General features: G+C 68.8%; 12 protein-coding genes. 8 read left to right on the top strand and 4 right to left on the bottom strand.

All coding sequences use genetic code 11. The features are described from left to right. Positions 1–1,536 (top strand): formylglycine-generating enzyme family protein (locus FJV41_RS06330; RefSeq protein ID WP_141641499.1); only part of this gene is annotated, 1,536 nt, incomplete at its 5' end. Positions 1,537–1,542: 6 nt separating this feature from the next. On the opposite strand, the gene FJV41_RS06325 is transcribed toward FJV41_RS06330, so the two are convergent. Continuing rightward, positions 1,543–3,009, bottom strand: coding sequence for a hypothetical protein (locus FJV41_RS06325; RefSeq protein WP_220137834.1), 1,467 nt, complete (start codon positions 3,007–3,009; stop codon positions 1,543–1,545). Between the two features lie 303 nt (positions 3,010–3,312). Here FJV41_RS06325 and FJV41_RS06320 point away from each other — a divergent pair, with 303 nt between their 5' ends. The 4 genes from FJV41_RS06320 (at position 3,313) to FJV41_RS06305 (ending at position 7,213) form a co-directional block, all read left to right on the top strand. After that, positions 3,313–4,833: a sigma-54-dependent Fis family transcriptional regulator gene (locus FJV41_RS06320; protein ID WP_141641506.1), complete on the top strand. Its 1,521-nt coding sequence runs from the start codon at positions 3,313–3,315 to the stop codon at positions 4,831–4,833. Between the two features lie 31 nt (positions 4,834–4,864). Continuing rightward, positions 4,865–5,347 carry a hypothetical protein gene (locus tag FJV41_RS06315; protein ID WP_141641498.1) on the top strand — a complete coding sequence of 161 codons (483 nt, stop codon included), beginning with the start codon at positions 4,865–4,867 and terminating at the stop codon, positions 5,345–5,347. A 145-nt stretch (positions 5,348–5,492) separates the two neighbouring features. Then, on the top strand, positions 5,493–6,170 hold the full coding sequence (locus tag FJV41_RS06310) for a DUF4347 domain-containing protein (RefSeq protein WP_181790432.1): 678 nt from the start codon (positions 5,493–5,495) through the stop codon (positions 6,168–6,170). Positions 6,171–6,523: 353 nt separating this feature from the next. Further along, positions 6,524–7,213 carry a hypothetical protein gene (locus FJV41_RS06305; RefSeq protein WP_141641496.1) on the top strand — a complete coding sequence of 230 codons (690 nt, stop codon included), beginning with the start codon at positions 6,524–6,526 and terminating at the stop codon, positions 7,211–7,213. Between the two features lie 35 nt (positions 7,214–7,248). On the opposite strand, the gene FJV41_RS06300 is transcribed toward FJV41_RS06305, so the two are convergent. Further along, positions 7,249–7,992, bottom strand: a complete 744-nt coding sequence (locus FJV41_RS06300) for an NIPSNAP family protein (protein ID WP_246137033.1) — start codon at positions 7,990–7,992, stop codon at positions 7,249–7,251. A 176-nt stretch (positions 7,993–8,168) separates the two neighbouring features. Further along, entirely contained in the window at positions 8,169–8,561 is a 393-nt protein-coding gene (locus FJV41_RS06295; protein ID WP_141641494.1) for a RidA family protein, read from the bottom strand. A gap of 293 nt (positions 8,562–8,854) precedes the next feature. Between FJV41_RS06295 and FJV41_RS06290 the strand changes: the two genes are divergently transcribed. The 3 genes from FJV41_RS06290 to FJV41_RS06285 all read left to right on the top strand — a co-directional run bounded on the left by FJV41_RS06290 (position 8,855) and on the right by FJV41_RS06285 (position 17,094). Next, entirely contained in the window at positions 8,855–14,179 is a 5,325-nt protein-coding gene (locus FJV41_RS06290; protein WP_246137032.1) for an HYR domain-containing protein, read from the top strand. Between the two features lie 47 nt (positions 14,180–14,226). Next, positions 14,227–16,083 (top strand): OmpA family protein, encoded by a 1,857-nt coding sequence (locus tag FJV41_RS53510; RefSeq protein WP_246137031.1) that lies wholly within the window; start codon positions 14,227–14,229, stop codon positions 16,081–16,083. Positions 16,084–16,182: 99 nt separating this feature from the next. After that, positions 16,183–17,094 carry a LysR family transcriptional regulator gene (locus FJV41_RS06285; protein ID WP_141641493.1) on the top strand — a complete coding sequence of 304 codons (912 nt, stop codon included), beginning with the start codon at positions 16,183–16,185 and terminating at the stop codon, positions 17,092–17,094. A gap of 6 nt (positions 17,095–17,100) precedes the next feature. Here FJV41_RS06285 and FJV41_RS06280 read toward each other — a convergent pair whose 3' ends face one another. Then, positions 17,101–17,688 carry an NADPH-dependent FMN reductase gene (locus FJV41_RS06280; protein WP_141641492.1) on the bottom strand — a complete coding sequence of 196 codons (588 nt, stop codon included), beginning with the start codon at positions 17,686–17,688 and terminating at the stop codon, positions 17,101–17,103. Positions 17,689–17,762: the final 74 nt, after the last annotated feature.

The following is a 17,762-nucleotide window of genomic DNA, read 5'->3' as shown; positions in this document are numbered from 1 at the left end:
CTCGTGCGCCAGCTCCACCAGCGCCCCGTCATTGCGCACGTCGCGCACCGGCTGGTGGTCGCCTCGCGCGACGTGCGCAATGACGGGGCGCTGGTGGAGCTGGCGCACGAGGCCCTGGCCACGGCGTGGCCGGAGCTGGCGCGCTGGCGGCAGGAGTCTCGTGATGAGCACCTGCTCGTCACGGAAATCGATCAGGCCGCGGAGCTGTGGCATCGGCGCGGACGCCGGGACGAGGAGACGTGGGGCGGTGATGCGCTGGGGCAGGTGCTGCGGCGGGTGGCGGACTGGAAGGTGCCGCTCGCCAGCCGCTCGCGCGCGTTCCTCGATGCAGGGCGCAAGCGGGAGCAGGGGCACGTCCAGCGGCGCCGGGTGGGGATTGCCGTGGTGGTGCTGCTGCTCGTGCTCGCCACGGGGGTGGGCACGTCGGTGGTGTTCGCGTTCCAGCAGAACCAGCAGGAGACCGCGCGCCAGCAGCGGGAGATGCGGCTCATGGCCGCGGACATGGGGGACTTCGACCTGGTGCTGGAGTTCTTCGACTTCGATGCGCGCGCCCTGACGTGGACCCGTGCGCCCGTCACCGCGCCCGTGCGGTGGGCGCTGGAGCTGAGCCCGGAGGCACGGCCGGACGAGCTGCCCATGAAGGGGGCACCTCCCGAGGGACGGGTGGATGAGCAGGGGGCGTGGCGCGAGCGCGTGGAGGCGCCCTCGCGGGCCGCGTGGCTCACCGTGGAGCGAGGAGACTGTCCTCCTTCGCGGATACGCCTCCTGCGACTTCCCGGCTACGCGCAGCGGGCCCGCCGAGAGGAGCTGCGGCTGCCGGTGCCGACCTGCGCCACGTCCCGGGCCGGGCAGGTGCTCGTCCCGGCGGGTGGATACTGGAGGCCCGAGCTGTCGCTGAAGGAGGAGGCGCGCTTCGAGATAGGCGCCTTCGCGATGGACAGGACGGAGGCCACCAACGCCGAGTTTCGGCTGTTCCAGGAGCGAATCCTTCCGCTCATGGGTGGCGCGCGGGAGGCCGCCCCCGCCCATCCGGACTATGAGCCGGCGAACCTGCCCAGGATTCCCGTCACCGGAATCGACGCCGGGGTGGCCGAGGCCTATTGCCACTTCATGGGCAAGGAGTTGCCGACCTACGACGAGTGGTCGAAGGCGGGGCGGGGAGGAGAGGTCCTCGACGCGAAGGGCGAGGTGCCCAATCCCGCGCCCCGTCGTCGGACTGTCTGGGGTGACGACCGGCCGGTGCCGCCCGCCAACCTGTATGCGAAGGATGCCTTCGCCACACTCGCCCCCGTGGGCTCGTTCCCGGAGGACCGCAGCCCTTATGGAATCATGGACCTCGCGGGCAACGTGGCGGAGTGGACGGCGACCATCGCCACGGAAGGTGACTACCCGGGCTTCCGCATGGTGGCAGGTGGGCGCTGGGACGCGCCGCCCGAGACGCGGCAGCACTGGCTCTTCTGGGCCAACCACCTTCCTTCGCGTCGCTTCGAGTTCGGCATTGGCACCCGCTGCGTGGAGCGGGTGCCTGCTCCCTGACGGCTTTCACACGGCGCTGCGCTGGGGACGGTAGATGCGGTGCGGCACGGCGTTGCCCCGGTATGCGACGACCAGCGAACTCCACACCGGATTGGCGTCGTGCATCTGCTTGAGCTGGCGCAGCATGCGGGACTGGAGGGCGCTCAGGTCCGCGCCGGGCGTCAGTCCGGAGACCACGGCGGCGGCGACGAGGTGCGCTGCATAGGTGCCTTCGATCAGGTCCGTGGGAAGGCCCGGAGGTCCGTGCAGCAGTCCTCGCGCGAGTCGTTGGACGCGCGCCTCATCCGTGTCGCGCCAGTTCTGGATTTGTCCCAGGGCATGCCCTTCCAGCGCGGCGGCGCGGTGCGTGACGAGCACCTCCGCGACGGCCCCGGCGGAGTGCTTCGCGAGCTCGCGGCTCACGGAGACGCCCTCGACGACGATGCGCTGCCCATTCACATCCGCATCCACCTCCCGTTCGATGAATCCCGCCCAGTGGGCCCGGTTGGCGAACAGGAGCTTGTCGACGGTGGCCGCGGCGAGGTACCCGCGCAGCACGTCCGCGGGGTGGGAGTCGTCGGACGGGCCGTCGCGGCGCAGCACCGGGCCACCCCCCCAGGCGGCGTTGAGGCCCCGGAAGTAGCCCAGCAGCCCGATGCCCGATGTGGGGCCCATGTTGAGGATGCCGAGGACGTCCGCCGCCGTCTCGTCGATGCGGTCGGCCCAGTAGGTCGCGAGCGAGGGATACGTGTCCTTGAGCTTGTCATGGACGGCGTTGGACAGCTCCGCCGACAGCCCCGAGTCGGCATCCAGGATGTCGTGCCCCGCGGCCTCGTGCGGGAGCGCGGCCCACGCCAGCAATCCCTGATGCGCATTCGCGGGCGGCAGGCTGACCACACCCGCCATCAACCCGAGCACGCTCGAGGTGGCATCCACCGGCCAGGTGTACGGACCAGAGTCAGGACTGCCCCATTTCACCAGCGGCGGCAGGATTCCCAGGTCCGGCGGGGAGACACCCCGGCGACTCTCCGCGCTGAGGAAGCCATCGAAGAGGTCGCTGACGACCTCCTGGAAGGCATCCGTGGCGAGGAACTCATAGCGCTCCGCGTTCTGGAGGACGGCGTGGGTGGCGTCGAGCAGGAGGCCCGCGACGCCCGTGCGCCTCGGGTCCTGTTGGAGCAACTGGGCGAAGCGCGTGGCCCCCAGCTCACCCAGCTTGTTGAGGAGGGGTTGATAGAAGGTGTCGCGATACGCGCCGGGAAGCGTGTCGCGCGCGGCGGAGAGGCGGCTGAACAGCTCCTGGTAGTTCGACGGCTCGCGGGGGCCAGGCTCTCCCATCAGTGCCGCGTCGCGCGCGTCCTCGACGAGTGCGGGCAGGTTGTGGGGCTCCCCAGGCGAGAAGACCGCCGGACCGTCAAGTGGCCCGCCAGGGGGCTCCGCCGGCATACGACGCGGGGACAAGGACGAGACAGGGACCTTCTTGGGTCGTGACATGGGTTCCTCGGGTGAAAGGTCCCCTGCTCATGGGGACAGGTGGACTCCGAGTTCCTGTCAGAGCAATCACCATGCCTTGACGAAGGTCGGGACGATGCAGACGTATGGCCAAGGAAGGGTCGAGAGTGTTTGTCCACTGTGTTGGACAACGCGCGACCTGCTTGTCAAATCCCGTTGACGTTCGCGACACCTCCTCCGCCGCGTGTCGCTCTCACGGTGTGACTGGCGCGCCCCCTGCAATGTCTGCCGGTGCCCATGACCTCCGACTGGCCCACCAGCATTGCCGTGCATCGACTGGGTGATATGTTGACAGACATGGTCACCCTCGAGGCCCGCTTTGCCCGCGAGCGAGATCTCTATCTCGCGGTGCTCCGAGTCCTGGATGCGCCGAGTCCCCTTCAACCCCTTCAAGATGTGCTGACCTGTCTGGTCGAGCTGGCGGATGCCCAGCGCGCGGGCCTGGAGCTGTATGGAGAAAGCTCCGTGGCGCGTCGTGAGTGGTCGCTGTTCCATGGTTGCTCGGAGCTGGAGCGCGAGGAGATCCGGGCGTTGACGTCGCGCGGAATCGTCGCCTCGACGATCGCGGCCGGCAAGTCGGTGCACACGGCGCATGCGTTGCTGGATGCGCGCTTCGCCAGCTCGGCCAGCGTCAAGGCGCAGCGCCTGGAGGCGGTGCTCTGTGTACCCCTGGGTGGGCGACTGCCGGGGGTGCTCTATCTGGAGGGAAAGCGCGGCGCGGGGCCGTTCTCGGAGGGGCTGGTGCAACTGGCGGAGTCGGTGGCCCACTTCCTGGGCACGGCGTCCGAGCGGGCGCTGCTCCAGAGAGGGGGCGACAAGGAGGACCCGACGCGCCCCTTCCGGGAGCGCTTCCAACTGGAGGACATCATCGGCAGGAGTCCGGGGCTGGCGCATGTGTTCGCCCAGCTCGCCGTCGCGGCGCCGCTGGATGTGACGGTGATGATTGGGGGGCCGTCCGGCACGGGGAAGACGCAGCTGGCGCAGGCGCTCCACGTCAACAGCAAGCGCAGGTTGGGGCCCTTCGTGGAACTCAACTGCGCGGCCGTGCCGGAGGGGCTCTTTGAGAGTGAGTTCTTCGGTGCCTTCCCAGGAGCCTTCCCGGGAGCGCGGCGGACGGTCGGCAAGGTGGAGGCGGCGGAAGGGGGGACGCTCTTCCTCGATGAAATCGCGGAGATTCCCCTGGCCGCGCAGGCCAAGCTGCTCCAGTTGTTGCAGTCGCGGCAGTACTTCCCGCTGGCCAGCCCCAAGGCGTTCAAGGCGAATGTCCGGCTGGTGGCCGCGAGCAATGCCAACCTGGAGCAGTTGGTCCGTGAGCGGCGCTTCCGCGAGGACCTGTTCTACCGCCTCAATGTCTTGTCGGTGCGCATGCCGGCGCTCGCCGAGCGGCGAGAGGACATTGTCCCGCTGGTGGAGGCGTTGGTGGAGCGGTTGGCGGAGGAGAATGGGTTGCCGCGCCTGCGACCCTCACCGGCCTGTTTCGCGGCGTGCGAGCTGGCGGAGTGGCCGGGCAATGTGAGACAGCTCCGGCATCGGCTGGAGGCCGCGCTCATTCGCGCCAGCGCGGAGGCGGCCTCGTTCCTGGAGCCACGCCACCTGTTCGAGGGCATGGAGGCGCAGGGGATGGCGCCAGTGTCCTTCCACGAGGCGACCCGACGTTTTCAACGAGACCTGCTTCGCCGCGAGCTGGATGCCACTGATTGGTGTGTGTCCGATGTGGCGCAGCGGCTCGACCTGACCCGTCAGCATATCTACAACTTGATGAAGGCATTCGGCCTGACGAGGGATTCCCAGACGCCTGAAAGTTGAAGGTCTCACCCGCAGTCCCCTGGAGTGTCTCATGCCGAGTACGCCGTTCTTTGGGCAGTCGACCATCAAGCCGCAGACTTCCGCCGCGGACCTGAAGTTCTGGTGGATGCCGGAGGTGAACGGCATCGGCTGGGGGTATCGCGCGTACAAGGTCCAGGTGAAGAGTCTGGACCCGAGGCGCTTCACGTTCGACCTGGTGGCGATGGTGCCGGGCGTCCCCACCCTGGTGGGGTTGGAGGTCGACCTCTTCAATGCCTCGCACGTGTGGCCCGGAGCACCCTCCACCGCCGTGAATGCTCAGCCGGGTCAGTTCGGCTACCTGTTGTTGACGGAGGAATACCTGTCGAGCCAGCAGGTCAGCAGCCTCGACGCGTACTCGGATGGTCGGGGCAAATGGCCCTTCGCCGCGGATTTGTCGAAGCGGCGGCGGGAAGGGGCCTCTCGAGGCAATGAGGTGATGCGTTCTGTCTCGGCGCTTCTCCAGGTGCTGTCGAACGAGCAGGAAGAAGGGTGAGAGGCCCGTCATGCATCTGACCATCATTGCCTATGCGTCTCGGCTCGACTGGGACATCGAGCGTGCTGTCTTCCGGGTGGACGGAAGGAGCGACCCACTGCGGAGGTTCGCGCGTTGCCAGGAGCGAAGCCAGCTCCAGTGGATCGTGAACGAGGTGGTCAACGAGTCCAACCAGAAGGTGGCGAGACTGGACATCTTCGGCCACGGGAAGTCCGGGACGTTGACGCTGGGAGATCAGGGGCAGGAGGTGGTGACCCAGCACGAGGCGAGCTGGGACCTATTTCCTGACCTGAAGACGGATGACCTTCTTACCGACAACGCAGAGGTGCGGCTGCTGGGCTGCGATACCGGTACGCTCGCGGAGGGCCGAGCGGTTCTCGAAGGGCTCGAGGCGAAACTGTCGAAGGGGGGCAAGACGCGGACGGTCTGGGGCAGTCTCGCCTCGATTGCTCACTCCGACTTTGGACCCGAGGGGTTCCGGGAGGAGGTCGCCAGCAAGTTCCTGAGGACCGCCAGCAGGATGAGTGCATCCGAGACAGGGGTGCGGCGCTTGGGGGTCATCGCCCAGAACGCCGCGGTGAATGTCCAGGGCGTCATGCAGTTGCTCCCGCCGGGCTACGTTCTGGATGGGCTCGAGGACATGCCCGCTGGCATCGTCGACGAGCGATTCCCTGTCAATGACCTGATTGTCACCCTCTGCGTGGATAGACGGGTCGTCGCCATCAAGTCGAAGTCATCGAATCGAATCGCGGTCTATCGGTGGACGGCCGGATCGCAAGCTCCGAGTCGTGAGCAGATCAAGGCTCACCTGCCTGCCCACTGAGCATCGAGTCGTCGCAGGTTCCGTGTTTCTCTTCTGAACTTCTGTCTGGAATTGTCGCGTCGGGCGAGGCCCGTCGTGAGGCGCTTCGCGCGTCCGAGAGAAGTGTGTCCCGGTCGTGTCTGATTAATTCGCGCCCGTCGAGGTCCGGCGGGCGCTGCATTTCGATGAACGTAGGGGGATATATGAGATGTGTGATGCGGTCTGTCTTGCTCCTGTGGTTCGCCTTGGCGCCGACGGCGGTCTTGGCTCAGTCCCCGGCTCCACCGACACCCAGAAAGGAATCAGTGCTGGCAGGGCTCAAGGTGGAATCCCGAGAGAAGAACCAGAAGGTCTACGTGGAGCCTCATGGGTGGGTGAAGCCGCTGGCGTATCCAAAGAGCGCCGATGCCTACTTTGGCGAGGATGCGCCGAAAGTGGCGGAGTATCTGTCTTTCACCGGGGTGTCCGAGTCAGGGTTCAGTGTCGCCGCGAAGCTGCTCAGTTTTCGAGTGTTCTCCAATCTTCAGTTGAGCTTGCATGCCGCGATGACCTCGACGAGAACCCCGTCCAGCGGCACCGGGCCGGACGAAAAGACCGCCAAGGAAGGTAATCTCGAGAATTTCATTCAGGCTGGAGGGAATGCGACGATGTTGGCGGAGCTGCCAATGGTGGCCTATGTGTCCGCGGTCGACGATTCCGAGGGGGTGCAGAATATCGCGGTGCTGAGCTTCATGCCTTCTATCAACATGGACATTGCTCCACTGGGAGCCCCACAGGGGAATGGAGTGAGGGTTGGCCAGCTTGGGTTTCGCCTCTTCGGACAGAAGGCAGCCATCGAGGATGCCAACATCGCCGTGTTCGGCGACATCTGGATGGGGGGCTTGAAGGGAACGCCCGAGTTTTTTGGAGCCATCGGGCAGCCCGGACGTAACTCGGCGCTCTATGGCAGGGCAATCGTGGGGGTGGTCGTCCTTAAAAAGGTCCGGCTGAATTTGACCAAGGTTTTCATGGGCCCCCACGGGATGCGCACTCCCTGGATTGTCTCCGTCGCCGCTGCTCAGTAATCGCCCACCCGCGAGTGATGAACTCGGTCACCCCGTCACCGCAGCAGTGAGCGCGCGGTGGGCTCCAGCACCAGTGACTCGGGTGCGGCTTTCAGGTGCTTGAGCAGGGCGGGGCGCACGGTGTCGTTCCAGCGCCGTGAGTTCGCGAGTCGTTCGACATGGGCGCGGTATTTCTCCCGACTCGCGAACACGGTGAACGCGACGAGCACATGTTCGCCCTCGCGCACGGGGAGGGCCGGGAAGGTGTTCGGGGCGTACTCCGTCTGGAGCAGGGTGAGCGGCGCGCCGCCCGTCTCACTCAGGACAGGCACGAGCTGTTGCTCGACGAATCGCAGGAACGCGTCGTCCACGGGGGCGTCACGATGGAGAAGCGTGACGAGGGCGAGAGAGTCCGGTGTCGGGTGGTTCCCCTTGTCGGGTCTGGGGGAACCCGGCGGGGGGAACCCCCGACTTCCGGTGACGGGGCGCAACAGCAGGACATTGCTCGAGTCCTGCATCGTCGCGTTGGCCGCCTCCCGGTGCGCCTTCCACACGGGCCCACCGTAGAACCGCTTCAAGGTCTGCTCGCGAGACACCATGTCCGGGAAGCCGCGCAGCCAGACGAAGCGCTCGGGCCGCGCCGAGTCCCGGAACTGTCCGACCAGGTGCGCGCCTTGGGCCTCCTGACTCTCGACGAACTCACGCTCGAACAGGTCGATGAGCACGTCGCGCTGGCCCGGGTGCAACGTGTACTGCCGCAGCTCCAGCACGGCACAGCAATCACGAGAAGCAGTCTTCACGGCGGTGGCTCCTGACGGTGGCGTCGGTGGGAGCGCACTCGCCTTCCACGTGAGCAAGAGCAGGAGCGTGAAGAGCTGGCGTCGCATCGGGCCTCCGGTAGCGGGTATCGGAGGCACCGTACGAGCCCACTAGGACATTTCCGGTCCTGATTCGGACCGTGACAACCCCCGTCGTCTCAGGGCACGTAGGCGATGCAGTCGATCTCCACGAGCAGCCCGGCCTCTGGGAGCGCGGCCGCTTGCACGGTGGTGCGGGCGGGGCGGTGCCCGGCGAACACGCGCTCGTAGACGGCATTCATCCGGGAGAAGTCCTTCATGTCGACGAGGAACACGCCACAGCGCAGGACGTGCTGGAGGCTGGAGCCACCCGCCAGCAGGATGCGCTCCAGGTTGCGGAGGACCTGTTCCGTCTGCGCTTCGATTCCCTCGGCCTGCTTCCCGGTGGCTGGGTCCGTCGCGGCCTGTCCGGAGACGAAGAGCAACGAGTCCAGCCGCATGCCCGGGGAATAGGGTCCCACGGGCTTCGGCAGTCCAGGCGCGGTGACGGGCTCGTGCTTCGTCGCGGTCATGTGTCCCTCCAGGAGACCCAACGGGGCCCGCAGCCTGCCATCCTGCTCGGGAGGATGACCAGCCTCCGCCTCGGGCGTGTGTTTCCCCTCGCGAGAAAGCGACGCTCCTGTTGAACAACGCGTCACTTGTGCCGCCTGTGTCCCAGACCCCTGGCGTCCTTTTTTCGAGGCGTCGGTGAGGACCCGGTGGGGTGAAAGCGTGATACAGCCGGAGGCAACACGCGCACGCTCGCCAGCCGTGGCGTCCCTCGCGCGTCAGCCCGTGCCACACGCATGGGTGTGGAGGGTGACAGATGCAGTCGAGACGCGTCTCGCGATACCTGGTCGTGGTGGTTGGTTGTGCCCTGGTCGCCGCATGCGAGCAGAAGCAGGACCTGCCGGCTTCAGCGGAAGCGCTCGCTCTGGCTCGGGCCTACTTTCCGGAGCTGACCACGGAGGAGGCGCCGTCGAAGGTCTTCTCCTCCTCGGAGGTCCCCCTCACCGTCGCGGACTCCCGAGCTCTCACGTCGCGGCTCTCCGCGAGCGGGACGCTGGAGTTGACGACGCGGGGCCTGCTCTTCCGTGTCGAGCAGGGAGCTGGCGCCGATGACGCCGGTACCCTGCTTCGCGAGCGAGCGGTGTCCTTCGCGGGCCCGCGACACTTCTGGTTCCCGGTGGGTGATTCCGCCGAGGTGAGCCAGGGGTGGCGCTCCTCGCGGTTGGAGGAGGCCTGGGTGGTGGATGGCTCCGAGCCCCTCCACCGCGCGGAGTACCACGTCACGCTGCCCCCTTCGGTGACGCGCCTGCGGGATGTGGGCGAGTACGTGGAGTTCCTCGACACCGACGGGCAGCCGGTCCTGCGCTTCCACCCGTCCGAGGTGCGCGATGCGCGGGGCGAGTCCCGGCGTGGTGACACGCGCCTGTCGGGGGTTCGCGCGTCATCGCTCGCGAACGTGTTCGAGGTGGAGGGCCCTCGCGTGAGCCTCGTCACCGAAGTGGCGCTCGCCGGACTCACCGCGCCGCTGGTGGTGGACCCGGGCTGGTCGTCGACGGCCAGCATGGCGACCCCGAGGGCGCAGCACTCCTCGCTGCTCTTGACGGATGGCACGGTCCTCGTGGCCGGCGGGGTCAACAGGCTGGGCTTCGTGACCACCGCGGAGCGGTTCGACCCGGAGCGCGGGACCTGGGCGTCCGCCGCGGGCCCCGGCATCCAGGGCAATATCGCGGTGGGCGTGATGCTGCCCACGGGACGGGCGCTGGTGATGACGGACGGCAGCCTGACGGGACGCATCTACGATGCCCAGACGAACACCTGGACCGCCACGGGCGCGATGGCCGCTTCGCGCAGCCTGCCAACGGCCACCGTGCTGCCCTCGGGCAAGGTGCTCGTCGCCGGTGGCTCCAACCTGGCGACCGCGGAGCTCTACGATGCCGCGACCAATACCTTCACCTCCACGGCTCCCATGGCGGTCATCCACCGTGCCCACACGGCCGTGCTGCTGAGGAATGGACGGGTGCTGGTGATGAGCGGCTTCAGCAATCTCATCCCGGGCGAGGTCCCCGAATCCGAGCTGTATGACCCCGTCTCCGAGACCTGGTCTCTCGCGGCGCCTGCCCTGGTCCCCCGGCACTACGCGACGGGGACGCAGCTTCCGGATGGCCGGGTGCTGCTCGCGGGCGGCTTCACGGCCGGAGGGGTCACCACCCATGCGGAGCTCTATGACCCGGCGGCCAACACCTGGACCGCCACGGGAGCTCTCACCCATCCGCGCAATGGCCACACCGCCACGCTGCTGCCCAACGGCAAGGTGCTCGTCCAGGGGGGCGCGGACGCGGCCCGCAACACGCAGACTGTCTCGGAGCTGTATGACCCCGCGACGGGGACCTGGAGCCCGGCCGGGGCGTTGGCGGTGGGGCGTGAGAACATGGTGGCGACGCTGCTGCCCACGGGGCAGGTGCTGGTCAACGGTGGCTACGCCTCCAACCCGAGCCTCACCTTCTTCGCCAACGCCGACGTCTATGACGCGTCCAGCGATGTCTGGGCTCCCGCCGGCAATCTCGCGGCGGCTCGCGCTTCCAGGGCGGCCGTGTTGTTGCCCTCGGGGCAGGTGCTGGTGGCCGGAGGACGCGGCCCGGGCGGCGTGCTGGCGACGGCGGAGCGCTACACGCGCGCGAGCAACGCCTGGTCGCCCGCCGCTTCCCTGGCGACGGCGCGCGAGCGGGCCACGATGAGCCTGTTGCAGTCGGGCCGGGTGCTCGTCGTCGGCGGAGCCAATGGCGCGGGAGCGCAGGCCTCCGCCGAGCAGTATGACGCCACCGCCAACGCCTGGTCGGCCGCGGGCAACATGGCCACGGCCCGCGATGGCCACACCGCGACGGTGCTCGGCTCGGGCCGGGTGTTCGTGGTGGGCGGCGCGGGTGCGGCGACGGCGGAGTTGTATGATCCGGCGACCAATACCTGGAGCGGCGCCGCATCCGCCGCCACGCCGCGCTCGCGGCACGCCGCCGTGTTGCTGAACGACGGGCGTGTCCTCGTGGCGGGTGGTCAGAACGCGGGGGCGCTGTTGGCCACGGCGGAGCTGTATGACCCGACCACCAACACCTGGGCTCCAGCGGCGAGCCTCGCGCAGGGACGCGAGTCCTTCACGCTGACGGTGTTGTCCTCGGGCCGCGTGCTGGCGTCGGCGGGCACCACGCTCGCGGCGGAGCTGGCGTCGGCGGAGCTGTATGACCCGGTCTCCAACACCTGGACTCCGGCGGGCTCGCTCGCGGAGGCGCGGGCCTTCCACTCCGCGGTGCTGCTGCCGTCGGGCCGTGTGCTCGTCGCGGGAGGCCAGGGGCCGGGAGGCGCGGTGCGCGCCACGGCGGAGCTGTACGACAGCGCGACGAATACCTGGAAGCCCGCGACGAATCTCGCTGGGCCCAGGGCGCGCTTCGCCGCGGTGGTGCTGCCCACGAGCGAGGTGCTCGCGCTCGGGGGTCAGTCCGCGGCCAACGCGTGGCTGGCGAGCGCCGAGCTGTACGAAGACACGGGGGCGCAGCCCTCATGGCGTCCGGTGGTGACGGGGCCGGACGAGGTGACGCGCGCGTGCTCCGCCCGAATCACCGGCGCGCGGTTCCGAGGCATCTCCGGTGCCAGCTCAGGCGACTACAAGGACTCCTCGGCGGACTTCCCGCTGGCGCGGCTGCAAGGCGTGGAGGGAGGTCGGCTCTGGAGCCTTCCGGGGACGGACCTGTCCGCCACGGGCGCGACGGTGACCATTCCCGCCAGCGCGCCGCCTGGCACCTATGCGCTGTCCATCTTCGCCAACGGGATTGGAAGCGGGCGGCTGGTGACGGTGCTGGAGAACATCGCGCCGGTGGCGCAGGACCAGACGGTGGAAACGGGCTACGGAGTCCCGGTGAATGTGACCCTGGTGGCCACGGATACCGAGGTGGGGCCGCCGCTGACCTACGTCATCGTCACGCCTCCGGCGAACGGCACACTGAGCGGGACGCCTCCCGCCGTCACGTACACGCCGAATCCGGGCTACGTGGGGCCGGACAGCTTCACCTTCATGGCCCGGGACTGCGGTCTGGACAGCAACGTGGCCACGGTGACGGTGGGCGTGGTGGATGAAACGCCGCCGACCATCACCTGCCCGGCGGACCAGCAGGTGGAGGCGACGAGCCCGGCGGGCGCTGTCGTGACGTATCCCCCCGCCACCGCGACCGACGTCATCACCGGGAATCCGACGGTGACGTACTCACCGCCGTCGGGCGGCACGCTGCCATTGGGAATGACGACCGTCACGGCGACGGCGGAGGACGCGGCCGGCAATCAGGCGTCGTGTACGTTCCAGGTGACGGTGCGGGACACGACGCCTCCGACAGTCACCTGCCCGGTGAACATGGTGGTGGAGGCGACGGGCCCTTCGGGTGCCCCTGTGACCTATCCGGCGGCGACGGCGTCCGACGCGGTGACGGCCTCGCCCACGGTGACGTACTCACCGCCGTCGGGAAGCACCTTGCCGTTGGGGGATACGACCGTCACGGCGACGGCGGAGGACGCGGCGGGCAACCGGGCCACGTGCACGTTCCTGGTGACGGTGCGAGACACGACGCCTCCGACAGTCACCTGTCCGGTGAACATGGTGGTGGAGGCGACGGCCCCTTCGGGTGCCCCTGTGACCTATCCGGCGGCGACGGCGTCCGACGCGGTGACGGCCACGCCCACGGTGACGTACTCGCCGCCGTCGGGAAGCACCTTGCCGCTGGGAGATACGACCGTCACGGCGACGGCGGAGGACGCGGCGGGCAACCAGGCCACGTGTACGTTCCAGGTGACGGTGCGGGACACGACGCCTCCGACAGTCACCTGTCCGGTGAACATGGTGGTGGAGGCGGCGGACCCTTCGGGTGCCCCTGTGACCTATCCGGCGGCGACGGCGTCCGACGCGGTGACGGCCACGCCCACGGTGACGTACTCGCCGCCGTCGGGAAGCACCTTGCCGCTGGGAGATACGACCGTCACGGCGACGGCGGAAGACGCGGCGGGCAACCGGGCCACGTGCACGTTCCTGGTGACGGTGCGAGACACGGTTCCGCCCGTGCTGACGTGTCCGGGGAATCAGGTGGCAGAGGTGGGGACCGCGGTGACCTATCCGGCGGCGACGGCGTCCGACGCGGTGACGGCCTCGCCCACGGTGACGTACTCGCCGCCGTCGGGAAGCACCTTGCCGCTGGGGGACACGACGGTCACGGTGACGGCGGAAGACGCGGCGGGCAACCGGGCCACGTGCACGTTCCTGGTGACGGTGCGAGACACGGTTCCGCCCGTGCTGACGTGTCCTGGGAATCAGGTGGCGGAGGCGGGGACCGCGGTGACCTATCCGCCGGCCACGGCCTCCGACGTGGGGAGCACTCCGCTGGTGACGTACTCACCGCCGTCGGGAAGCATCTTGCCGCTGGGGGACACGACGGTCACGGTGACGGCGGAAGACGCGGCGGGCAACCGGGCCACGTGTACGTTCCTGGTGACGGTGCGAGACACCCTTTCGCCCGTGCTCACCTGTCCCGCGGACCCGGTGGTGGAGGCCCAGGACGCTTCGGGCGCCGTGGTGACCTATGAACCCGCGACCGTGACGGATGGGGGGGCGGCGGACCCGGTGGTGGCCTACTCAGCGCCGTCGGGAAGCACCTTCCCGTTGGGAGTGACGACGGTCACTGTGACGGCGGACGATGCGGCGGGCAACCGGGCCACGTGTACGTTCCAGGTGACGGTGCGGGACACGACGGCCCCGACGTTGAGCTGCCCGGAAAACCTCCAGGTGGCCTCGGACGAGCCGGGGGGCGCGCAGGTGACGTACACGCTGCCCACGGCGACGGACTCCGTCTCCGGGCCGGCGACCGTCACCGCGTCGCCGGAGTCCGGCTCGCGCTTCTCTTCGGGACAGACGCGCGTCACCGTCACGGCCACGGATGCCGCGGGGAACACGGCGCAGTGCTCGTTCGAGGTCTCCGTCCAGGCCCGGTTGATCTCGATTGCCGGAGGTGGCTGTCAGTCCACGGGCGGCGGTGGAGACGCGGTGCTGGTCGTGCTGTCGGTCCTCGCCGTCTGGGCGGGCCGTCGTCGCGGCCGGGAGCGAGTCGCCCCGTGAGCCTCTTGAATCCTCTCATTCGACTCTTCAGCTTGAAGGACCTTCCCTTGCGTGAATTGGCACGGACTGGTGTGCTCGTCGCGGCCCTGGCCGCCACGACCGCCTCGGCGCAGGCACTCTCCAGCCCCCTGGTCGCGTTCGATGCGGAGCGCTTGCGTCTGAGCGCCGCCGCCACGGACTCACTGATGGTGGACACGGGCCGGGTGCTCTCCGAGGGGGGCTTTCGGCTCAGCCTCCTCGCCAACTACGAGCGCGGCATCCTCGTGTTGGAGGGCAGTGACGGGAGCGAGCACTCCATCATCCATTACAGGACCTCGGCCTGGCTCATGGGCGCGTGGTCTCCGGTGGACCGGTTGGAGGTCTCCGCCAGATTGCCCGTCATCATCTCGCAGGGCGGGCATGGGGCGAACAGGCTGGCGGGTGTCGCGGAGCCCTCGTCCTCGGGGCTCGGCACGCCCGAGGTGGGGGCGCGCTATTCGTTGCTGCGGCGCGAGGAAGGTGCGCCGTTGTCCCTGGCGGTGGGGCTCGACGTGGGGCTCCCGGGTGGACGGGCGAGCGCCTTCGGACGTCAGGAGCACTGGGCGGGCCTCCAGTTCTCGCCCCGGGTCTCCCTGGGGCGCGAGGTGGGCATGTTCGCGCTCGGCGCGAGCGTGGGCGCGCGGGTGAGGTCCACGGAAGTGGAGCCGGGCCGCGACGTGGGCACGGAGCTGGAGCAGTCCGTGGTGGTGGCGACCCGGGGTGACGGCCTGCGCGGCGAAATCGCCCTGCAGGTGGCGGAGTCGCTGGTGCATCCGGACGTGGCGGTGGAGCTGCTCGGAGGCGTGCGGTTGCCCATTGGCATGGGCTTCGAGCTGAACGCGCTCGCTGGCCATGGCTTCACGGATATCCCAGGGACGCCCTCGTGGCGCGTGGGCGCGGGAATCGCGTGGGCGCACAACCCGGCGGCTCGTGAGGATGTCTGCAAGGGCGGACGCACGCACACGCCCGAGCAGTGCCCCGACTCCGATGATGACGGTGACTCCGTGCCCAACAAGTCGGACCGTTGCCCGCTGGAGGCGGGGTCGCCCGACAACGCGGGTTGCCCCGACCGCGACTCGGATGGCGATGGCGTCGTCGACCGGCTGGACAAGTGCCCGAACGAGGCTGGGAGCGCGGAGACGAGCGGCTGCCCTGACTCGGACGGCGATGGCGTGCCGGATTCCGAGGACAAGTGCCCGAACGAGAAGGGCACCGTGGAGAACCAGGGCTGCCCCGCGCCCGCGAAGGACACGGATGGCGATGGCGTGCCGGATGAGTCCGACAAGTGCCCGGAGGAGAAGGGCACCGCGGAGAACCAGGGTTGCCCCGCGCCGGTACCGGCGAAGGACTCGGACGGTGACGGCGTGCCGGATGAGTCCGACAAGTGCCCGGAGGAGAGGGGCACCGTGGAGAACGAAGGCTGCCCCGCCCCGAAGGACACGGATGGTGACGGCGTGCCGGACGACTCCGACAAGTGCCCGAAGGAGAAGGGCACCGTGGAGAACGAGGGTTGCCCCGAGCCGGCGAAGGCGCCGACGGAGGAGCGGCTCTCGCTGGCGGACCGTCGCGTCACCTTCCCGGTGGGGACGTCCGAGATTCAGGGTGAGGGCGCGAAGGTGCTCGACGAGATTGCCGAGCAACTGAAGGCGCGGCCCAACGTCGTGGTGCGCATCGAGGGGCACACGGACAACACCGGTCCGGAGGACCTCAACCGCACCTTGAGTCAGGACCGCGCGGAGGCCGTGCGCGCCTACCTCATCCGCCGAGGTGTCGACGGCTCGCGACTGGAGGCCCGTGGTTATGGTCCGACCCAGCCCATCGCGACGAACGACACGCTGGAAGGACGCAGCGAGAACCGCCGCGTGGAGTTCGTCATCAAGCGGTGAGTCGGTGTGCTCGGAGTCGCGGGGCCACGTGCCCCGCGGCCCGTTGAGGCCGAGCAGGCCAGTCACTGCTCGGCCCCAGCGGACCGTGAGGAGGCGGGGATGGACCGGTTGGACGTCATGCGGCTGTTCACGCGCATCGTGGAGCGCCGCAGCTTCACGGTGGCTGCTCAGGACCTGGAGCTTCCGCGCTCGACGGCCACGCAATCCATCAAGCAACTGGAGGCCCGGCTGGGCGTGCGACTGCTCCAGCGCACGACACGCCATGTCCGGCCCACGCTGGATGGCGAGGCCTACTATCGGCGCTGTGTCGCAATCCTGGGCGAGGTGGAGGATGCCGACTCCGCCTTCAGCGGCGCAAAGCCGAAGGGACAGCTCCGCGTCGACGTCCACGGCACCCTGGCGCGGCACTTCGTCCTGCCGGCGCTGCCCTCATTCCTGGCCGAATACCCGGACCTGAAGCTCCACCTTGGCGAAGGAGACCGGCTGGTCGACCTGGTGCGGGAAGGCATCGACTGCGTCCTGCGCGTGGGCGACCTCCAGGACAGCGCCATGGTGGGGCGGCGCGTGGCGCTGCTCAAGGAGGTCACCTGCGCGAGCCCCGCCTATCTGGCCCGCCACGGGACACCCACCCAGCTGGAGGAGCTCGAGGGCCACGTGGCGGTGGGCTTCATCTCGTCGGCCACGGGGTCGATGATTCCCCTGGAGTTCAGGGTCGACGGCGCGCCGAGAAACGTCACCCTCCCAGCGACTGTCACCGTCACGGGGGCGGAGACCTACGCCTCGGCGGCGAAGCTCGGGCTCGGGTTGATTCAACTGCCGCGCTACCACGTGGAGAGCGAGCTGCTCGCGGGGACGCTCGTGGAGCTGCTGCCCGAACATCCCCCGTCGCCCACGCCCGTCTCGTTGCTCTATCCGCGGAGCCGCCAGCTGTCGCCCCGGGTGCGCGTCTTCATCGACTGGCTCACGCGGGTGTTCGCCAACGCTTCCTCGGTGGCGCTCGCCGTCGAATAGGTCCGCTCAGCCCGGCGCGCGCAAGGTCTTCAAGGCCCGGGACCATGCGAGCACTTCGTCCAGCAGCGTGTGCAGCGCGGCCTCCTGGGCGGGCGCGGGCGACCAGTTTCCCGGGTCGGTGAAAAGCGCGACGTCGGTGTACTTCGACAACGACACCTGCGCGCGCACGGTGGCGACCTTCACCTCGGCCAGCGTCGTGCGCAGATGCTCCACCGCGCGGACGCCTCCGAGTCCCCCATAGCTCACGAACCCCGCGGCCTTGTCGTTCCACTCGGCATAGAGGAAGTCGATGGCGTTCTTCAGCACGGCGGGGAATGAGTGGTTGTACTCCGGCGTGACGAACACGAAGCCGTCGAACGCGCCCACCGTGGCGGCCCACTTCCGCGTGTGTGCGTGGCGGTAATCCCCGCGAATGGCGGGGATGGGCTCATCCAGCAGCGGCAGGTCGTGGTCCGCCAGGTCGATGACCTCCAGGGTCGCGTCCCCCGCCACGACGGCGGCATGCCGTTGTCCGGCGGCATGGACCCAGCGGGCGACGACCTCCGCCCTGCGTCCGGGGCGGGTGCTTCCAATGACGATGCCGAGCCGGGTCAACTTCAGCCTCCCTTGATGCGTGCGCGAGAACGAGCGCCAGGGTACAACGTACGTTGTACTGAGTAAAACGATGG

This window comes from Myxococcus llanfairpwllgwyngyllgogerychwyrndrobwllllantysiliogogogochensis, assembly GCF_006636215.1.
GTDB classification, from domain to species: Bacteria; Myxococcota; Myxococcia; order Myxococcales; family Myxococcaceae; genus Myxococcus; species Myxococcus llanfairpwllgwyngyllgogerychwyrndrobwllllantysiliogogogochensis.
This window is presented reverse-complemented; position numbering and strand designations above follow the sequence as displayed.

Excerpts from the sequence above, each read along its gene's own strand:
- FJV41_RS06285 (WP_141641493.1), top strand. The coding sequence starts at position 16,183 with ATGGACCGGTTGGACGTCATGCGGCTGTTCACGCGCATCGTGGAGCGC.
- FJV41_RS06320 (WP_141641506.1), top strand. The coding sequence starts at position 3,313 with ATGTTGACAGACATGGTCACCCTCGAGGCCCGCTTTGCCCGCGAGCGA.
- FJV41_RS06315 (WP_141641498.1), top strand. The coding sequence starts at position 4,865 with ATGCCGAGTACGCCGTTCTTTGGGCAGTCGACCATCAAGCCGCAGACT.
- FJV41_RS06290 (WP_246137032.1), top strand. The coding sequence starts at position 8,855 with ATGCAGTCGAGACGCGTCTCGCGATACCTGGTCGTGGTGGTTGGTTGT.
- FJV41_RS06325 (WP_220137834.1), bottom strand. The coding sequence starts at position 3,009 with ATGTCACGACCCAAGAAGGTCCCTGTCTCGTCCTTGTCCCCGCGTCGT.
- FJV41_RS06295 (WP_141641494.1), bottom strand. The coding sequence starts at position 8,561 with ATGACCGCGACGAAGCACGAGCCCGTCACCGCGCCTGGACTGCCGAAG.